The organism is Streptomyces sp. NPDC044064, assembly GCF_056434245.1.
Map to the genome: position 1 here is coordinate 162,521 of NZ_JBWKFN010000010.1, position 16,402 is coordinate 178,922.

A 16,402-nucleotide genomic window follows, 5' to 3' on the forward strand; every position below is an offset into this window, starting at 1 on the left:
ATAGGTGTGGGCCCGCGATCACGGGGGGCCACGGAGGGCCCGCGAACACGAGGGCCTGACGGATCGACAGCGAACTTCGAGGTGCGCACCTTGGCTTTCCAGATGCCGGACCGCGGCGGAGGCCCGACGGGACCGCGGATCAGAGCGGGCCGCCCGTCCCGGCGCGCCCGGACCCTGCTCATGACACTGGGCGTCCTGTCCGTCCTCGGCATGGCGTTCACCATGTTCGCGGGCTTCTGGACGGACTGGCTGTGGTACCGGTCGGTGCACTACTCGTCCGTGTTCACCACCACACTGTCGACCAAGATCGGGCTGTTCTTCGTCTTCGGTCTGCTGATGGCTCTCGCCGTGGGCTTCAACATCTGGCTCGCGCACCGGCTGCGGCCCCCGCTGAGTGCCATGTCCATGGAACAGCAGAGCCTGGACCGCTACCGGATGGGCATCGCGCCGTACAAGACGTGGATGCTGCTCGCCGTCACCTCCCTCGTCGGCCTGATCGCGGGTGCCTCGGCGTCCAGCCAGTGGCGCACCTGGCTGATGTGGGTCAACGGCGTGCCCTTCCACCAGAAGGACCCGCAGTTCCACCTCGACGTCTCCTTCTACGCCTTCGACCTGCCCTGGTACCGGTTCCTGCTCGGCTTCGGATTCGCCACCGCGATCCTCTGCCTGATCGCCGCCGCGCTCACCCACTACCTGTACGGCGGGCTGCGCGTCACCAGCCCGGGCGCGCGCGCCACCGCCGCCGCGACCGGGCATCTGTCGGTGCTCCTCGGCATCTTCGTCGCGCTGAAGGCGGTCGCCTACTGGCTCGACCGGTACGGCCTCGCCGTCAAGTCCAGCGACTTCAAGGCGACCGGCAACTGGACCGGCCTGCGCTACGTCGACGCCAACGCCTATCTGCCGGCCAAGACGATCCTGTTCTGCATCGCCGTCATCTGCGCACTGCTGTTCTTCGCCACCCTGTGGCGGCGCACCTGGCAGCTGCCCGTCATCGGCTTCGGCCTGATGGTGCTCTCCGCGATCCTGATCGGCGGCCTGTACCCGGCCATCGTGCAGAAGTTCCAGGTCCAGCCCAACGAACAGGCCAAGGAAGCCCCGTACGTCCAGAAGAACCTCAAGGCGACCCGTGAGGCGTACGGCATCGACGACGCCAAGGTCACCGAGTACCCGGGCAAGTCCGGCACCGCGGACAAGACCAAGCTGCGCGACCAGGTCGACGACACGGCCAGCATCCGCATCATGGACCCGAACGTCGTCTCGCCGACGTTCCAGCAGCTGCAGCAGATCCGGAACTACTACGGGTTCCCGACCAACCTCGACGTCGACCGGTACGCCAAGGACGGCAAGGACCAGGACACCGTCATCGGTCTGCGCGAGCTGAACCTGGACGGCATCCCGAAGAACAACTGGATCAACGACCACTTCCGCTACACGCACGGCTTCGGCGTGGTCGCGGCCAAGGGCACCGAGGCCGACTCCGAGGGCCGCCCGGTCTTCACCGAGAAGAACCTGCCGTCCCAGGGCGACCTGGGCACGTACGAGCAGCGGATCTACTACGGCGAGAAGACCTCCACGTACTCGATCGTCGGCGGTCCCCAGAAGGAGATCGACTACTCCGACGACCAGGGCGAGAAGACCACCAGCTACACCGGCAAGAGCGGCGTCAACCTCGACGACCCGATCAACCGGGCCGCGTACGCGGTGGCGTTCAACGAACCGCAGATCCTCTACTCCGGCGCGATCGGCAAGGGCTCGCGGATCCTGTACAACCGCACGCCCAAGGACCGCGTCGAGGCGGTCGCCCCCTGGCTGACCATCGACGGCGACGCCTACCCGGCCGTGGTGAACCACCGCATCCAGTGGATCGTGGACGCGTACACGACCACGAACGGATACCCGTACGCCTCCCGTACGACCCTCGGTGACACGACGGCCGACTCGCTGACCGCGGCCAACAACTCCCGCGCGGTGGTGGCCCAGCAGAACCAGGTCAACTACATCCGCAACTCGGTGAAGGCGACCGTCGACGCGTACACCGGCGAGGTCAAGCTCTACCAGTGGGACACCAAGGACCCGGTGCTGAAGACCTGGATGAAGGCCTTCCCCGGCACGGTGAAGCCCCGCGCGGACATCTCCGCGGACCTGATGGCCCATCTCCGCTACCCGCAGGACCTTTTCAAGGTCCAGCGCGAGCTGCTCACCCGCTACCACGTGACGGACGCGCAGACCTTCCTCAGCGGCAGCGAGGTGTGGGAGGTCCCGGACGACCCGACCAACGACTCCGGCAGCGCGGTGCCGCCGTACTACCTGAGCATGAAGATGCCGGACCAGGCGGCGCAGGCGTTCTCGCTGACGACGACGTTCACCCCGAACGGGCGGGACAACCTCAGCGCGTTCATGTCCGTCGACTCCGATCCGCGGGCCAGTGACTACGGCAAGATCAGAGTCCTGAAACTGCCGACGAGCACGACTGTCGACGGACCCAAGCAGGTCCAGAGCCAGTTCAACTCCCAGGCGGACATCGCCGAGACGATCAGCCTCCTGTCCAGAGGCCACTCGAAGGTCGAGTACGGCAACCTGCTGACCGTGCCGCTGGACGGGGGCCTGCTGTACGCGGAGCCCGTCTACGTACGCGGTGGTGAACTCAAGTACCCCTTGCTGCGCAAGGTGTTGGTGACCTACGAGGGCAAGACCGCTTTCGAGGACACCCTGGACGAGGCGCTCAACAAGGTGTTCGGAGTGAACGGGTCGACCACGCCGCCCGATACCGGCACCACCAACCCGCCCGGCACCACCAACCCGACGGTGCAGCAGGCGCTGGAAGACGCGCAGAAGGCCTTCGCCGCAGGGCAGCAGGCCCTCAAGGAGGGCCCGGACTGGGACGCGTACGCCAAGGCGCAGAAGGATCTGCAGGATGCGCTGAAGCGGGCCGAGGACGCACAGTCCAAGGCTGACAAGACGACCGACAAGACGTCCGACAAGACAGCAGACAAGGCGACCGACAAGCCGGCGGACAAGAACGCGAGTTGATCAAGGCCACTCTGTGCCGTGGTACTGTTACCAGGCAACGGCGCGGGGTGGAGCAGCTCGGTAGCTCGCTGGGCTCATAACCCAGAGGTCGCAGGTTCAAATCCTGTCCCCGCTACTGAAGTCGAAGGCCCGGATCCTGAGGGATCCGGGCCTTCGTGGTGTGCGAACTCATGTGCAGGCGCGGAAGGACCGCCGCGCCGCCGTGGGGAGTTGGACGACTTGTGTTTGACTTATCTCTCTGTGGGCATGTCGACAAAACGCTGAAGTGACCTCACGGGCTGCGGTATACCGGGTGTACCCAGGTTGCAGGTGGTGCGACGATGGACGTTATGGGGGACAAGGCAACTCTGTTCGAGACAGGGCGATTTGTGCAGCCTTCGAGTGAGGAGCCGACGCGGGACGAGATGGGCGACATGGGGGACGCCGCCGAGGAGGTACGCCTCCGGCTCGCCGCCGAGACCGGCGACACCGAGGCGATGAGCGTCCTCGGTGCCATCCTGCTGCGCCGCGGTGATCTCGACGGAGCAGAGCCCCAGCTGCGTGCCGCCACCGCGGCCGGGGACCGGGCCGCGGCCAACAACCTGGGTGTCCTCCTGCACCAGCGCGGCTACCCCGAGGAGGCCGCCGGCTGGTGGCGGATCGCCGCCGTCGCCGGTTCGGCCGCCGCCGCGCACGCGCTCGGCCGGCACCACCGTGAGCGCGGGGACGAGCCCGCCGCCGAGTACTGGCTGCGCCAGTCCGCCGAGCAGGGCCATGCGCTGGGCGCGTACGCGCTCGCCGACCTGCTGGAGCACCGCGCGGACGCCGGCTCCGAGCCGTGGATGCGCGCCGCCGCCGAACGCGGGCACCGCGAAGCCGCCTACCGGCTCGCACGCGCGCTCGACCGCAGGGTCGCACAGGAGGACGAGAGCGGGTCTGACAACGCTGTCGAGGAGATCGAGCAGTGGTACCGGCAAGCCGCCGCGCGCGGCCACCGGCGGGCCGCACTGCACCTCGGCGCGATCCTGGAGAAGCGCGGGGAGCTCAAGGAGGCCGGGCGCTGGTACCTGACCTCCGCCAAGGACGGGGAAGCGCGTGCCGCCTGCGCGCTCGGGTTCCTGCTGCGGGACGCCGGGGACACCGAGAGCGCGGCCGTGTGGTGGCTCAGGGCCGCGCAGGACGGCGACGGCAACGCGGCCAACGCGCTGGGCGCGCTGCACGCCGAGCGCGGCGAGACGCAGACCGCCGAGCGGTGGTACCGGGCGGCACTGGACGCCGGGGACGACAACGGGGCCTACAACCTCGGGCTGCTCTGCGCCGAGCAGGGGCGCACCGCGCAGGCCGAGCAGTGGTACCGGCGGGCCGCCTATGCCGGGCACCGGGAGGCGGCGAACGCGCTGGCCATCCTGCTGCTCCAGGGCGGCGACACGAGTGGTGCGGAGCCCTGGTTCTCCAAGGCGGCCGAGGCCGGGAGCGTGGACGCCGCGTTCAATCTGGGGATCCTGCACGCCGGGCGGGGCGAGGATCAGTTCGCTCTGCGCTGGTACGAGCGGGCGGCCGCCGCCGGGCACACCGAGGCGGCGCTCCAGGTCGGGATCGCACGGCTGCGCGAGGGCGACGAGCCGGAGGCCGAGCGGCATCTGCGGTGCGCGGCCGGCGGCGGCAGCGCCGAGGCGGCGTACCGGCTGGCCACCGTGCTGGACGCGCGGCGGCCGCCGGAGCCCGCGCACGAGCTGGGCGAGATCGTGCACGAGAAGACCGAGTGCGAGGAGTGGTACGAGCGGGCGGCCTCCCTGGGGCACCGGCGGGCGCAGGTGCGGGTGGGCATGCTCGCAGCGGCCCGGGGTGACGTGGTCGAGGCGGCGCGGTGGTACCGGGCGGCTGCGGAGGCCGGATCGCGCAACGGGGCGTTCAACCTGGGGCTGCTGCTGGCCCGGGAGGGCAGCGAGCCGGAGGCGGCCGTGTGGTGGACGCGGGCCGCTGACGCGGGGCACGGGCGGGCGGCTCTCCGGCTGGCCCTCGTCTACGCGCGTCGCGGGGAGCTGGCCGAGGGGCAGAAGTGGGCCGACCGGGCGGTGGCGCTCGGGCCCACGGAGGTCGCGGAGCGGGCGGGGCGGCTGCGGGACGCGCTGCGGGAGGAGCTTTCCGCGTGACCCCGGCCACTCGCCCCCAATGGATTTGCTTCAGCGGGCTGCCCTCACGTAATGTCGTGTTCACCGACGCGGGGTGGAGCAGCTCGGTAGCTCGCTGGGCTCATAACCCAGAGGTCGCAGGTTCAAATCCTGTCCCCGCTACTGAAGGCCTAGGGCCGGAATCCAGAAATGGATTCCGGCCCTAGGTGCGTTCAGGGCGCCTGTGACGCCTGTGCATCGGCGTGCAAAAAAAAGGGGGGCTTGCGCCCCCCTCGTGTCATGCGCCTGGTGTCACGCGTCTCGCGTCACGTGCCCGCGCAGTTCGGGCACAGTCCCCGGTACGTCACCTCGACGTCCGACACCGTGAAGCCGAAGCGCTCCGTGTCGGGGAGGTCGGCGAGCGGGTTGCCCGTGGGGTGCACGTCACGGATCGCGCCGCACTGGGCGCAGACCAGGTGGTGGTGCGGCCGGTGCGCGTTCGGGTCGTACCGCTTGGCGCGCCTGTCCGTGGCGACCTCGAGCACCTCGCCGAGGGAGACCAGCTCACCCAGCGTGTTGTAGACGGTCGCCCGGGAGATCTCCGGCAGCTTCACGACGGCCCGCGCGTGGACCTCGTCGGCCGTCAGATGGACATGCTCGCCGTCGAGAACCTCGGCCACGACGCGCCGCTGTGCGGTCATCCGCCATCCGCGTCCGCGCAGCCGTTCCAGAAGGTCGCTCATACGGACAGTGTAACGGAATCGAGACCAGGTTCCGAATGGGTGTGACTTTGGAATGTTGACGGACTTGGACTAAGTCCAATATCGGGATCTCATGCGGGCACCTGCTGCCGCGCCGGCGCCCAGCAGCGGATGATGTCGCGGACCGAGACGATGCCGGCGGGCTCGCCGCGGTCGAGGACGACCAGATGCCGGAAGCCGCCGTGCGCCATGGCGCGGGCCGCCTCCTCCAGGGTCCAGGTCGGGGTCGCGAAGACGACGTCGGTGGTCGTGTGGGCGTGGATGAGCTCCGCGTCCGGGCTCTGGCCGAGGCCCACGGAGTTGAGGATGTCGCGCTCGGTGATGATGCCGATGCCGCCGGCGTCGGGATCGAGGATCACGGCGGCGCCGACGCGACGGGCGGACATCAGGGCGGCAGCCTGGCGGAGGGTGTGGTTGGGGCCGAGGGTGAGGACCATGGTGCTCATGGCGTCACGGACGAGCATGGATGGGCCACCTCCTATGGGAATCCCCGAGTCCGCGGCTCCGGCCGTTGGTTCAGGGATTCACAAGTTCACAAGTGGGGGTGGCCTCAGGATGACAGGTAAAGGACGGGTCAACAAGAGGGCGCGCGTGGCCAGTTGAGGGCGTGCGCGGGCTTCTCTCCTTGCTCAGTAGCGCTGGTATTGAACTTTGCTTCCAGTGGGGAGCGGCGTTGCTCCGCACTCCGGCCGCGAGCTGCATGGTTGCTGTCGGTGCTTGTCGTCGTTGGTCGTTGTCGGGCCCACGAGCTGTCGCCGACTGAGTCTGTGATCTGGCCACCCGCTGCTTTCACATGCCAGCCGCCGTGTGCTCTGGCCGCAGCTTGGCCGTGACTCCCTTCAGGCGCCCTGCTGAGACCTCCGCATTACGAGTTGTGCGATCTTGGTCCGGGGGTGTCCGTGGGCGACTGCCCACGCCGCCTCTTGCGAGGTCAGGGTGTGCGCCGGGCACTGATGGACGAGGGTGGACGCTCCCGGAATGAGCAGCAACCGAGACTGCAACCGAGACCGTGGCCCAAGACGTCTCGCTGGCGCCGCTCTCGCGTGCTTGAACCCGCAGCCGCTTCGTCCCGAAGCAAGTTGGGTGAGGGCTCTATGTCGGGTGTGAGCTTGTGCCAAGATCGCGGGATGCTGCGACTCACCGATTTCATTATCGACTGCCCGGACACGATGAAGCTGGCGGCTTTCTACTCCGAGGTGACGGGCCGTCCGATCAAGGAAGGCAGCTCCGAGGACTGGGCCGGCATCCAGTTCGGCGAGATCGAGCTGGCATTCATCCGGGTGGACGACTACCGCGCTCCGCAGTGGCCCGACAGCGAGCACCCCAAGCAGTTCCACCTCGACTTCGAAGTGGACGAGATCGAGTCCGAGCAGCGCCGCGTCCTCGACCTCGGCGCGACGCTGAGGCAGGACTTCATCGGCCCCAACGGCTACGGCTGGCAGGTCTACACCGACCCGATCGGCCACCCCTTCTGCCTGTGCCGCAACAAGGGCGTCATCTGGACCGACCAGGGCCCGGTCTGGCCCAAGCGTGACTGACTGGCCGCCCACTTCCTCACCCACCACTCTCCCCAGCGCGCACACCCCTACGGACCCGCACCCGCGTAGGCCGCCCCCTCCATCCCGGCGCCGGCCGATCCCCCGCCGGAGACATGTTCTTGATCGGGCCGCGATATGCGGTGATCGACTCATGGCCACCGGCCCTATCCATGTGGGCGCGGGTCGGCGCAGCGTGCGCGCAGCGGAGCCGGGACGTGCGCCCGGCGAAGCGGAGCCGGGGCGTGATGAAGCAGGGAATGTCTTGTCCCGCAGGGATGAAACGCCGCCCACCAGAGCCGGAGCAGTCGGCCAAGGAGGCCACGGTGAGGAATATGTCGGGTCGCCTGCCTTGCAGCGCCTGATCGAGGACGCCCAGCTCGGTGTCCGGCCGGCAGAAGGAGCACGGCTCGATGTTCGGATCGGTCAGCGAGACGCGGGCCTCGTGATCGCGGATGGGGTGGGGCGTGCCCTCGATCATCGTGCAGTGAGCCCCCGGTGCGTACTCGCCGTTTCTGATCTGTTCCGCGAGCCGATCCGCCGGCTCGCGCCACTTCGGTGCCACAGCCGAACTCCCTTCGACAGGCATTGAACTTTGCTTCCAGTGGGGTGCGCCGTGGCTCTGCACTCCGCCGGTGAGCTGCGTAGTTGCTGTCGATGACTGTCGTCGTCGGTCGTCGGTCGAACTCATCTCGCGCGGGCGTGCAACCTGCCGTGAGTGTTTGGGAGTACCTACGGGCGGACGTCCAAGCTGCGGCCACCGCTCCTGGTGGTCGCTGCAGGTCGGCATGCGGGCCCAGCGCGCCGGCCGTCGACGACCGCCCGGCATGGCGCCGGGCGGCAGCTTTGAAGGAGAAATGCTCCGTGGCTCTCAGTTTTGCCAGGAAGGCAGCCATGGCGGCCGTCGCGGTCGCCGCGCTCGGAGGGGTCTCGTTCGGCGCCTCCGCGAGCGAGGCGGCGCCGAGCCCGGCCGCCCACCCGGCGTCCGCACCTGCCTCCGCCGTCGCCAAGCGGTCTGCTTCCGCTCACCGGCAGGAGCCGCAGGTGGTCACGCAGGTGATCGGCAGGGGCAGGGTGGACGGGCACCGTTGGTCGGTGGCGCTGGAGTTCCACCGGACGTTGCCCAGGGGCTACACCCTGCCCACGCTTCCCGACGGATCGACGGCCCCCGGCACATCGTTGTTGTGCCAGCGCATGTACATCGGCGGCGTTCGTATTGATCACCAGGGCGGCCGGTGGGCCGACTGCCAGCCCGTCACCGGCACGCAGGACCCCCACGCCTCGGGCGAATTGGGGTTGTGGGGTCTGCACGACAAGGGTCTCAGCGGTAGCCGGCTCATGGTCTCCAACCCCGAGGCCGACGTCGCCTACGGCGTGGTCTCGCTCTCCGACGGCAGCCAGGTCAAGGCCACCACCGTCACCGTCCCCGGCACCACCTACCGCGCCTGGGCCGCACCCATCCCCGACGGACGGACCATCACCGCGGTCGACCAGTACGACACCCACCACAACCGACTCACTCACGACACCAACTGGCGCTGATCAGCCAGGCGAAGGACGGGCACCTCCTGCTGTGCAGCCAAGTGACCGCAAGGCCGCGGACCGCGGACCGGATTCGGAGTTCACCCGGTTCGTCGCCGCCCGTTGGCGAGCCTTGACCCACACCGCGTACCTGCTCACGGGCGACTTCCACGAAGCGGAAGACCTGGTGCAGACGACGCTGGCCAAGGTGTACCCGCACTGGCGGCGACTGGAGCCGGAGCGCGCCGAACACTATGTTCGCCGCGCACTGGTCAACACCAACCGCAGCCGGCATCGCCGCCGCAGGATCACCCACCTCCTTCTCCCGTCACTGCCCGACACCGGCCCCGTCCACGACGACGGGGCCGGTGTCGGAGGCGTGGACGTGTACGACGCCCTGGCTCGCGAGCTCGCCGACCTGCCCGAGCGCCAGCGGGCTGTCGTGGTGCTGCGCTACTGCGAGGATCTGTCCGTCGAGGAAGTGGCAGACGTTCTCGGCTGTTCGGTCGGCACCGTGAAGAGCCAGGCGTCCCGGGCCCTGGCCAAATTGCGCAGCCGGTCGACCCTCGCCTGCAACTACCCGCCCAGTCGCCCTGCAGAGGCACGATGACTCCAGACCACGGCCAAGAAGACTGGGCACGCGCCGCCTTCGCCCGGTCACGCGAGGCCTACCCCTCGTCCCAGGCCCCCGTCGACCAGATCCTGACCGCCGCGCGCGCCCGCAGGAAACGCCGCCGTGCGGCGGCTGCCGTGGCAAGTGCCGCCTGCGTCCTCGGCCTCGGCCTGACGGCTGCGTTCCTGAAGCCACCGGCTGATGCCGTCGAGCCTGCGCGCCGGCCCTCACCCCCCGCGAGCTCCTCCTTCACCCCGACTCCCGGCCCGGTCGGTGTCCGGGTGGCCGAGGGGACGACGGACGGGCACCGTTGGTCGGTGGCGCTGGAGTTCCACCGGACGTTGCCCAGGGGCTACACCCTGCCCACGCTTCCCGACGGATCGACGGCCCCCGGCACATCGTTGTTGTGCCAGCGCATGTACATCGGCGGCGTTCGTATTGATCACCAGGGCGGCCGGTGGGCCGACTGCCAGCCCGTCACCGGCACGCAGGACCCCCACGCCTCGGGCGAATTGGGGTTGTGGGGTCTGCACGACAAGGGTCTCAGCGGTAGCCGGCTCATGGTCTCCAACCCCGAGGCCGACGTCGCCTACGGCGTGGTCTCGCTCTCCGACGGCAGCCAGGTCAAGGCCACCACCGTCACCGTCCCCGGCACCACCTACCGCGCCTGGGCCGCACCCATCCCCGACGGACGGACCATCACCGCGGTCGACCAGTACGACACCCACCACAACCGACTCACCCACGACACCAACTGGCACTGACCACCACCGCCAGTAGATGCGGTGAACGCCAGGATGTGGATCGAGATCGACTTCCTGTACGACAGCCGACCGCCGGGTCAGCTGCCGCCCTTCTCCCTCCTGGCCGGCACGCTCAGCCATGCGAGGACCGCGGCGGCCAGGTAGGCGAGGGCTCCGATGGCCATGCTGGTGCGCACTCCGGCGCCGTAGCCGGTGCTGGTGGCCAGCAGGCTGCCGCCGAGTGCCACCCCGGTGGCGCTGCCGATCTGGCGGGTCGTGTTGAACAGCGCGGACGCGGCCCCCGCGTACGCCGGGGGCGCGGAGCCCATCACGGTGGCGGTCGAGCCGGTGAGGGCGAAGGACGTGCCGAACCCGGTGGCCATCATCGGTGCCACCAGCAACGGGTAGGCGGGGTCGGGTCCGGCCGCGGCCCACCCGCCCAGGCCGAGGGCGCCCAGGAGCATGCCGGAGACCACCAGGGGACGGTCGCCGGTGCGGCGGCTCAGTCGCCCGGAAATGACGGAGGCGAACATGGTCATCGCCACCGCCGGGAACAACGCGGCCCCGGTCTCCAGGGCACTGAATCCGCGGCGGCGCTGGAAGTCCAGGCTGGCGGTGAACACCATGCCGTAGAAGGCGAAGTTGAACAGCAGGCCGACGACGGCCGCGCCGCTCATGGTGCGTGAGCGCAGCAGCCGCAGCGGGAGGGCGGGAGCCCGGGCCAGCCGCTCCCGCAGCACGAACGCGGCCACGGCGAGCGCGGCCAGGCCCAGTCCGGCGAGCACGGCGGGGTCGGACCAGCCGCGCCGCCCGGCCTCGTTCAGCGCAGTGGTCAGCAGGGCGACCGCCGCCACCACGGCGCACTGCGCCGGCCAGTCCAGGGCCCGGGCGGCGTTCCGCGGTGAGGGCGCCACGTACCGCAGTGTCAACGCCAGGCAGACCACACCGACGGGCAGGTTGATCAGGAAGACCCACCGCCAGCCCGCCGTGGACACCAGCAGCCCGCCCAGCAGCGGCCCGGCGGAGGCCGCGATGCCCGCCATCGCCCCCCAGAGTCCGAAGGCGCGCGAGCGTGCCGCCGGCGCCGGGTAGGCCTCCTGAAGCAGGGCGAGGGAGCCGGGGACGATCAGTGCCGCGCCGAGTCCCTCCACCAGCCGGGCGGCGACGAGGAAGACCGCGTTCGGCGCGAAGGCGCACGCGGCCGAGGACACCGTGAACACCACGACGCCGAAACAGAAGACGCGCCGGTTGCCCAGCCGGTCGCCCAGCGCGCCTCCGGTCATCAGCAACCCGGCGAAGACCAGGGTGTACCCGTCCGTGATCCACTGGATGCCGGTGAGCGAGGCCGACAGGTCCCGGCCCACCACGGGCACGGCGACGTTGATGATCGTGACGTCCAGGATGACCATGAAGTACCCGGCGCACACGGCCAGCAGCGGAGCCGTGGAGCGCCGCCCGGCGTCCGGGTCCGGCCCCGGGCGTTCCGGCTCACCGTCGCCCGGCTCCGCGAAGGGCACGTCGTCAACTCCGTCCTGTCCGCGGACCCCCTGAGCACTCAGCATGCCAAGCGGCGCGAAACGCCGCATCGGCGACCTGCGCCCCGGAGAGCACACGGACCCCCTGGAGCGACCTCACATGTCGCCATGCCGTCAGTAGCGCCCGTTCAGATACCCGAGCAGCTCGTCGTGCAGCAGGCCGTTGGACGCGGCCGCGTTGCCGCTGTGCGGGCCCGGGCGGCCGTCGAGGCCGGTGAAGGTGCCGCCGGCCTCGGTGACGATGATCGCGTTGGCGGCCATGTCCCACAGGGACAGCTCCGGTTCGGCGCAGATGTCGACCGAGCCCTCGGCGACCATCATGTAGGGCCAGAAGTCGCCGTACGCGCGCGTGCGCCACACCTCGCGGGTGAGGTCGAGGAAGCCGTTCAGGCGGCCCTGCTCCTCCCAGCCGGAGAGCGAGGAGTACGCGAAGGAGGCGTCCGGGAGCTTGCCGACGCGGGACACGTGGATGCGGGTCGCGGCGGACAGGCTGCGGCCGGTGAAGGCGCCGTGCCCCTTCGCGGCCCACCAGCGGCGGCCGAGGGCGGGGGCGGAGACGACGCCGACGACGGGGTGGTAGCCGCCCTCGCCCGCTTCCGTCAGGGAGATGAGGGTGGCCCAGACGGGGACGCCGCGGACGTAGTTCTTGGTGCCGTCGATCGGGTCGATCACCCAGCGGCGGGGGCCGGTGCCCTCGACGCCGTACTCCTCGCCGAGGACCGCGTCCCGGGGGCGGGCCCGCTGGAGCTGGCCGCGGATGAGCTCTTCCGCCGCCTTGTCCGCTTCGCTCACCGGGGTCATGTCCGGCTTCGTCTCCACCTTCAGGTCGAGGGCCTTGAAGCGGTCCATGGTGGCGGCGTCGGCCGCGTCGGCGAGGACGTGGGCGAGGCGGAGGTCGTCGAGGTAGTCCGGCATGTGAGGAACGGTATCCGGCGAGGGAGTACGGGGCCATAGGGGGGACGGGGGACGGGAGCCGGGCCGGTTCCTTCGGTGCATCGGTGGCGGAGGGCGCCCCTCCGCACCACCGCGAACCCTTGACAGTGCATGTACGCGCGTCAAATCTGGGCGCAGAGTTGCTCGCCCCAGGGAGGCGATGATGCCTGCAGCCCGGGAATCGCTACTGGACGCCGCCCGCACGGCGCTCGGGCGGCGGCCGTGGTCCGCGGTGCGGATGGTCGACGTGGCAGCGGCGGCCGGGGTGTCCCGGCAGACGCTGTACAACGAGTTCGGGAGCAAGGAGGGGCTGGCCAGGGCCCTGGTGCGGCGAGAGGCCGACGGGTATCTCGCCGGCGTGGAACGGGCCCTCGCCGCGCACACCGACCCGCGGGACCGGCTGAGCGCCACCGCCGAGTGGATGGCGACGGCCGCCCGGGACAACGCGCTGGTACGGGCCATGCTCACCGGCTGCTGGAGCGAGCGTCTGCCCACGCCGACCCTGTCCGCCGTGCCGTCCTCGTCCGCCGTACCCGCGCAGCGCCGGGCGGACGGACCGCTGCCCTCGCCCCGCGACTTCGTGCAGATCGTGCGGGACCGGGCGGTGACGGTGCTGGCCGGTCCGGGTGTGGCCACCACGGACACCGCCGAACTGGTCCGCTCCTGTGAGCTGGCCGTACGGGTCGCCCTGTCGTGTGTCGCGGCCCCGCCGGGTGAGGGGGGAGTGGCCGAGCTGGTGCGCAGCGCCCTGGTGCGGCAGCGCGTCGGCTAGAGGTCTGCCGGGCGGGTCAGGGCGCAAAGACTCCGAGTCCCGGGTCCGGGTCGCGGGTCATGCCGGAAGGCCCGGGGCCGGGCCGGCCGGCGAGTCGGGACCCGGAACGCCTAGTGCGCCGACCCCGACAGCTGCAGCCCGATTACGCCGACGATCACCAGGGAGATCGAGACGATCTTCAGGGTCGACACCAGGTCGCCGAGGAAGACCATGCCGTAGATCGCGGTGCCCGCCGCGCCGATCCCGGTCCATACCGCGTACGCGGGACCGACGTCGAGCTTCTTCAGGGAAAGGGTCAGCAGACCGAAGCTGCCCAGCGCGAAGGAGGCGAAGGCGACCGTCGGCCACAGGCGGGTGAAGCCGTGGGAGAGCTTGAGGCACACGGCGAAGCCGGTCTCCAGAATCCCGGCCACGATGACCAGCAGCCACGCCATGTGCTGTCCTCCCGTAGGTCCGGCCGTCCGGCTGGGTGCGATTATGCACTTACCGTCCCGGCACCCCGGCAAACAACGCGATGCTCAGTCGCCTTCCCGACGCTCCCGCGTGGCCAGCAGCCGGCGCAGGGAGAACAGCCGCGCCGGGTCCGCGTGACCCTCCTCGACCCACGCGTCCAGCGCGCAGTCCGGTTCGTCGTGGCTGCACGCACGCGGGCAGCCCTCGGTGCCCGTTTCCAGGTCCGGGAAGGCGTGGATCACCCGGGACGGGTCGATGTGCGCGAGACCGAAGGAACGCACGCCCGGGGTGTCGATGACCCAGCCGCCCGCGCTGTTCAGGGGCAGCGCCAGCGCCGAGGTGGTGGTGTGCCGGCCGCGGCCGGTCACCGCGTTGACGCGCCCCGTCGTACGGCGGCGGTCCTCCGGGACCAGCGCGTTGACCAGGGTCGTCTTGCCGACGCCCGAGTGGCCCACGAACGCGGTGATCTTGCCGTTCAGGTGCTCGCGCACCTGGTCCGCGGCACCACCGCTCTCCAGCTCCTCGCGGCTGGTGACGACGTAGGGGATGTCGAGGGTGCCGTACAGCTCCAGCAGCTTGTCCGGCGGGGCCAGGTCCGACTTGGTCATCACCAGCAGCGGTTCCAGACCGCCGTCGTAGGCCGCGACCAGACAGCGGTCGATCAGCCGGGGGCGGGGCTCCGGGTCCGCCAGGGCCGTGACGATGGCCAGCTGGTCCGCGTTGGCGACGACCACCCGCTCGAAGGGGTCGTCGTCATCGGCCGTACGACGCAGCAGCGAGCTGCGCTCCTCGATGCGCACGATCCGCGCGAGCGTGTCCTTCTTGCCGGACAGGTCGCCGACCAGGGCCACCCGGTCGCCCACCACGGCCGCCTTGCGGCCCAGTTCGCGGGCCTTCATGGCCATGACCGGGCGGTCTTCGACCAGGCAGGTCAGCCGGCCCCGGTCGACGGTGAGGACCATGCCCTCGGCCGCGTCCTCGTGCTTGGGCCGGATGTTCGTACGCGGCCGGTTGCCCTTGCGGTTGGGGCGGCTGCGGATGTCGTCCTCGTCGGTGTGCTTGCCGTAGCGGCGCATGGTTCCAGTCCGCCCGTCAGTTCCCGAGCATCCCGGCCCACAGGTCGGGGAAGTCCGGCAGGGTCTTCGCCGTCGTCGCCACGTTCTCGATCTGCACGCCCTCGACCGCCAGGCCGATGATCGCACCGGCCGTTGCCATGCGGTGGTCCTCGTAGGTGTGGAAGGTGCCGCCGTGCAGCGGTCGCGGGCGGATGTGCAGGCCGTCGGCCGTCTCGGTGACGTCGCCGCCGAGTTCGTTGATCTCCTTGGTGAGCGCGGCCAGCCGGTCCGTCTCGTGCAGCCGCAGGTGGGCCACGCCACGGAGCGTGGAGGGCGAGTCCGCGAGGGCCGCGACCGCCGCGATGCCCGGGGTCAGCTCGCCCACGTCGCCCAGATCGACGTCGATGCCGTGGATGGCGCCGGAGCCGGTGAACTCCAGCCCGTACTCGGTCAGCTCGCAGGAGCCGCCCATCTCGGTGAAGATCTCCCGCAGCCGGTCACCCGGCTGGGTGGTGCGGGCCGGCCAGTCCGGGATCAGCACCTTGCCGCCGGTGACCAGGGCCGCCGCCAGGAACGGCTGGGCGTTCGACAGGTCCGGCTCGATCGTCAGGTCCCGGCCGAGCAGTGCGCCCGGCGTCACCCGCCACACGTTCGGCTCGCCGCCCGACTCCGGGGTGTCCACCTGGGCGCCGACCGCGCGCAGCATGTCCACGGTCATCCGGATGTGCGGCATGGAGGGCAGGGACGTGCCGGTGTGGCGGACCTCGACACCCTGGTTGAAGCGCGGGCCGGACAGCAGCAGCGCCGAGACGAACTGGGAGGACGAGGAGGCGTCGATCGACACCGGGCCACCGTCCAGCGCGCCGCTGCCGTGCACGGTCAGCGGCAGCGCGCCCCGGCCGTCGTCGTCGATCCGGGCGCCGAGCACGCGCAGCGCGTCGATCACACCGTTCAGCGGGCGCTCGTACGACCGCGGGTCCCCGTCGAACCGGATGGGACCGTCGGCCAGCGCGGCCACCGGCGGCAGGAAGCGCATCACCGTGCCGGCGTTGCCGACGTCGACGGTGGCCGGACCGCGCAGGCCCGTGGGCAGCACCCGCCAGGCCTCACCGGAGCCGTCCGGTCCCACCCCCTCCTCGATCTCCACGCCCATGGCCCGCAGGGCACCGGCCATCAGCAGCGTGTCGCGGGAGCGCAGCGGGCGGCGCAGCCAGCCGGGCTCGGAGGCCAGGGCGGCGAGCACGAGGGCGCGGTTGGTGACCGACTTGGACCCGGGCACGTGGACCGTCGCGTCGACGGCTCCGCTCGCGTGCGGGGCGGGCCAGAGGGCGGGGTGGGCGGTGTTCGGGGCCATGGGGCCA

General features: G+C 70.6%; 15 protein-coding genes and 2 tRNA genes. 9 read left to right on the forward strand and 8 right to left on the reverse strand.

All coding sequences use genetic code 11. The features are described 5' to 3' along the window. Positions 1-102 precede the first annotated feature (102 nt). The 4 genes from AC07DS_RS18340 (at position 103) to AC07DS_RS18355 (ending at position 5,303) form a co-directional block, all read left to right on the forward strand. A complete protein-coding gene (locus AC07DS_RS18340; protein ID WP_479146711.1) occupies positions 103-3,030 on the forward strand; it encodes a UPF0182 family membrane protein in 2,928 nt (975 codons plus the stop codon). 41 nt (positions 3,031-3,071) lie between these two features. Further along, a tRNA-Met gene (locus AC07DS_RS18345) sits at positions 3,072-3,145 on the forward strand. A gap of 205 nt (positions 3,146-3,350) precedes the next feature. After that, positions 3,351-5,162, forward strand: coding sequence for a tetratricopeptide repeat protein (locus AC07DS_RS18350; protein WP_479146501.1), 1,812 nt, complete (start codon positions 3,351-3,353; stop codon positions 5,160-5,162). Between the two features lie 67 nt (positions 5,163-5,229). Then, positions 5,230-5,303: transfer RNA gene (locus AC07DS_RS18355), tRNA-Met, on the forward strand. Positions 5,304-5,446: 143 nt separating this feature from the next. Here AC07DS_RS18355 and AC07DS_RS18360 read toward each other — a convergent pair. Further along, positions 5,447-5,863: a Fur family transcriptional regulator gene (locus AC07DS_RS18360; RefSeq protein WP_479146503.1), complete on the reverse strand. Its 417-nt coding sequence runs from the start codon at positions 5,861-5,863 to the stop codon at positions 5,447-5,449. Between the two features lie 89 nt (positions 5,864-5,952). Continuing rightward, positions 5,953-6,345, reverse strand: a complete 393-nt coding sequence (locus tag AC07DS_RS18365) for a CBS domain-containing protein (RefSeq protein ID WP_145883139.1) — start codon at positions 6,343-6,345, stop codon at positions 5,953-5,955. Positions 6,346-7,008: 663 nt separating this feature from the next. On the opposite strand from AC07DS_RS18365, the gene AC07DS_RS18370 reads away from it, so the two are divergent. After that, positions 7,009-7,419, forward strand: coding sequence for a VOC family protein (locus AC07DS_RS18370; RefSeq protein WP_479146505.1), 411 nt, complete (start codon positions 7,009-7,011; stop codon positions 7,417-7,419). 16 nt (positions 7,420-7,435) lie between these two features. Here the strand turns inward: AC07DS_RS18370 and AC07DS_RS18375 are convergent, their stop codons facing one another. Continuing rightward, entirely contained in the window at positions 7,436-8,245 is an 810-nt protein-coding gene (locus AC07DS_RS18375; RefSeq protein ID WP_479146507.1) for a DUF6233 domain-containing protein, read from the reverse strand. 35 nt (positions 8,246-8,280) lie between these two features. On the opposite strand from AC07DS_RS18375, the gene AC07DS_RS18380 reads away from it, so the two are divergent. The 3 genes from AC07DS_RS18380 to AC07DS_RS18390 are packed head-to-tail and all read left to right on the forward strand — an operon-like array spanning position 8,281 to position 10,314. After that, a complete protein-coding gene (locus tag AC07DS_RS18380; RefSeq protein ID WP_479146509.1) occupies positions 8,281-8,958 on the forward strand; it encodes a hypothetical protein in 678 nt (225 codons plus the stop codon). A 31-nt stretch (positions 8,959-8,989) separates the two neighbouring features. Then, positions 8,990-9,547 carry a SigE family RNA polymerase sigma factor gene (locus tag AC07DS_RS18385; protein WP_393468962.1) on the forward strand — a complete coding sequence of 186 codons (558 nt, stop codon included), beginning with the start codon at positions 8,990-8,992 and terminating at the stop codon, positions 9,545-9,547. Further along, the gene (locus tag AC07DS_RS18390; protein ID WP_479146511.1) at positions 9,544-10,314 is read left to right on the forward strand and encodes a hypothetical protein; all 771 of its coding nucleotides are present in this window, start codon (positions 9,544-9,546) and stop codon (positions 10,312-10,314) included. Before AC07DS_RS18385 ends, AC07DS_RS18390 begins: the two co-directional genes overlap by 4 nt. 77 nt (positions 10,315-10,391) lie before the next feature. On the opposite strand, the gene AC07DS_RS18395 is transcribed toward AC07DS_RS18390, so the two are convergent. Together AC07DS_RS18395 and hisN are read right to left on the reverse strand one after the other, a co-directional pair. Continuing rightward, entirely contained in the window at positions 10,392-11,810 is a 1,419-nt protein-coding gene (locus AC07DS_RS18395) for an MFS transporter (protein ID WP_479146513.1), read from the reverse strand. A gap of 132 nt (positions 11,811-11,942) precedes the next feature. Continuing rightward, on the reverse strand, positions 11,943-12,743 hold the full coding sequence (hisN, locus tag AC07DS_RS18400; protein WP_145883136.1) for a histidinol-phosphatase: 801 nt from the start codon (positions 12,741-12,743) through the stop codon (positions 11,943-11,945). Positions 12,744-12,921: 178 nt separating this feature from the next. Here hisN and AC07DS_RS18405 point away from each other — a divergent pair, with 178 nt between their 5' ends. After that, on the forward strand, positions 12,922-13,533 hold the full coding sequence (locus AC07DS_RS18405) for a TetR/AcrR family transcriptional regulator (RefSeq protein WP_479146516.1): 612 nt from the start codon (positions 12,922-12,924) through the stop codon (positions 13,531-13,533). 110 nt (positions 13,534-13,643) lie between these two features. Here AC07DS_RS18405 and AC07DS_RS18410 read toward each other — a convergent pair whose 3' ends face one another. The 3 genes from AC07DS_RS18410 to aroA all read right to left on the reverse strand — a co-directional run bounded on the left by AC07DS_RS18410 (position 13,644) and on the right by aroA (position 16,395). Beyond that, the gene (locus AC07DS_RS18410) at positions 13,644-13,967 is read right to left on the reverse strand and encodes a DMT family transporter (protein ID WP_055710521.1); all 324 of its coding nucleotides are present in this window, start codon (positions 13,965-13,967) and stop codon (positions 13,644-13,646) included. An 84-nt stretch (positions 13,968-14,051) separates the two neighbouring features. Next, a complete protein-coding gene (gene rsgA, locus AC07DS_RS18415; RefSeq protein ID WP_479146518.1) occupies positions 14,052-15,062 on the reverse strand; it encodes a ribosome small subunit-dependent GTPase A in 1,011 nt (336 codons plus the stop codon). Positions 15,063-15,078: 16 nt separating this feature from the next. Continuing rightward, positions 15,079-16,395 carry a 3-phosphoshikimate 1-carboxyvinyltransferase gene (gene aroA / locus AC07DS_RS18420; protein WP_479146519.1) on the reverse strand — a complete coding sequence of 439 codons (1,317 nt, stop codon included), beginning with the start codon at positions 16,393-16,395 and terminating at the stop codon, positions 15,079-15,081. Positions 16,396-16,402: the final 7 nt, after the last annotated feature.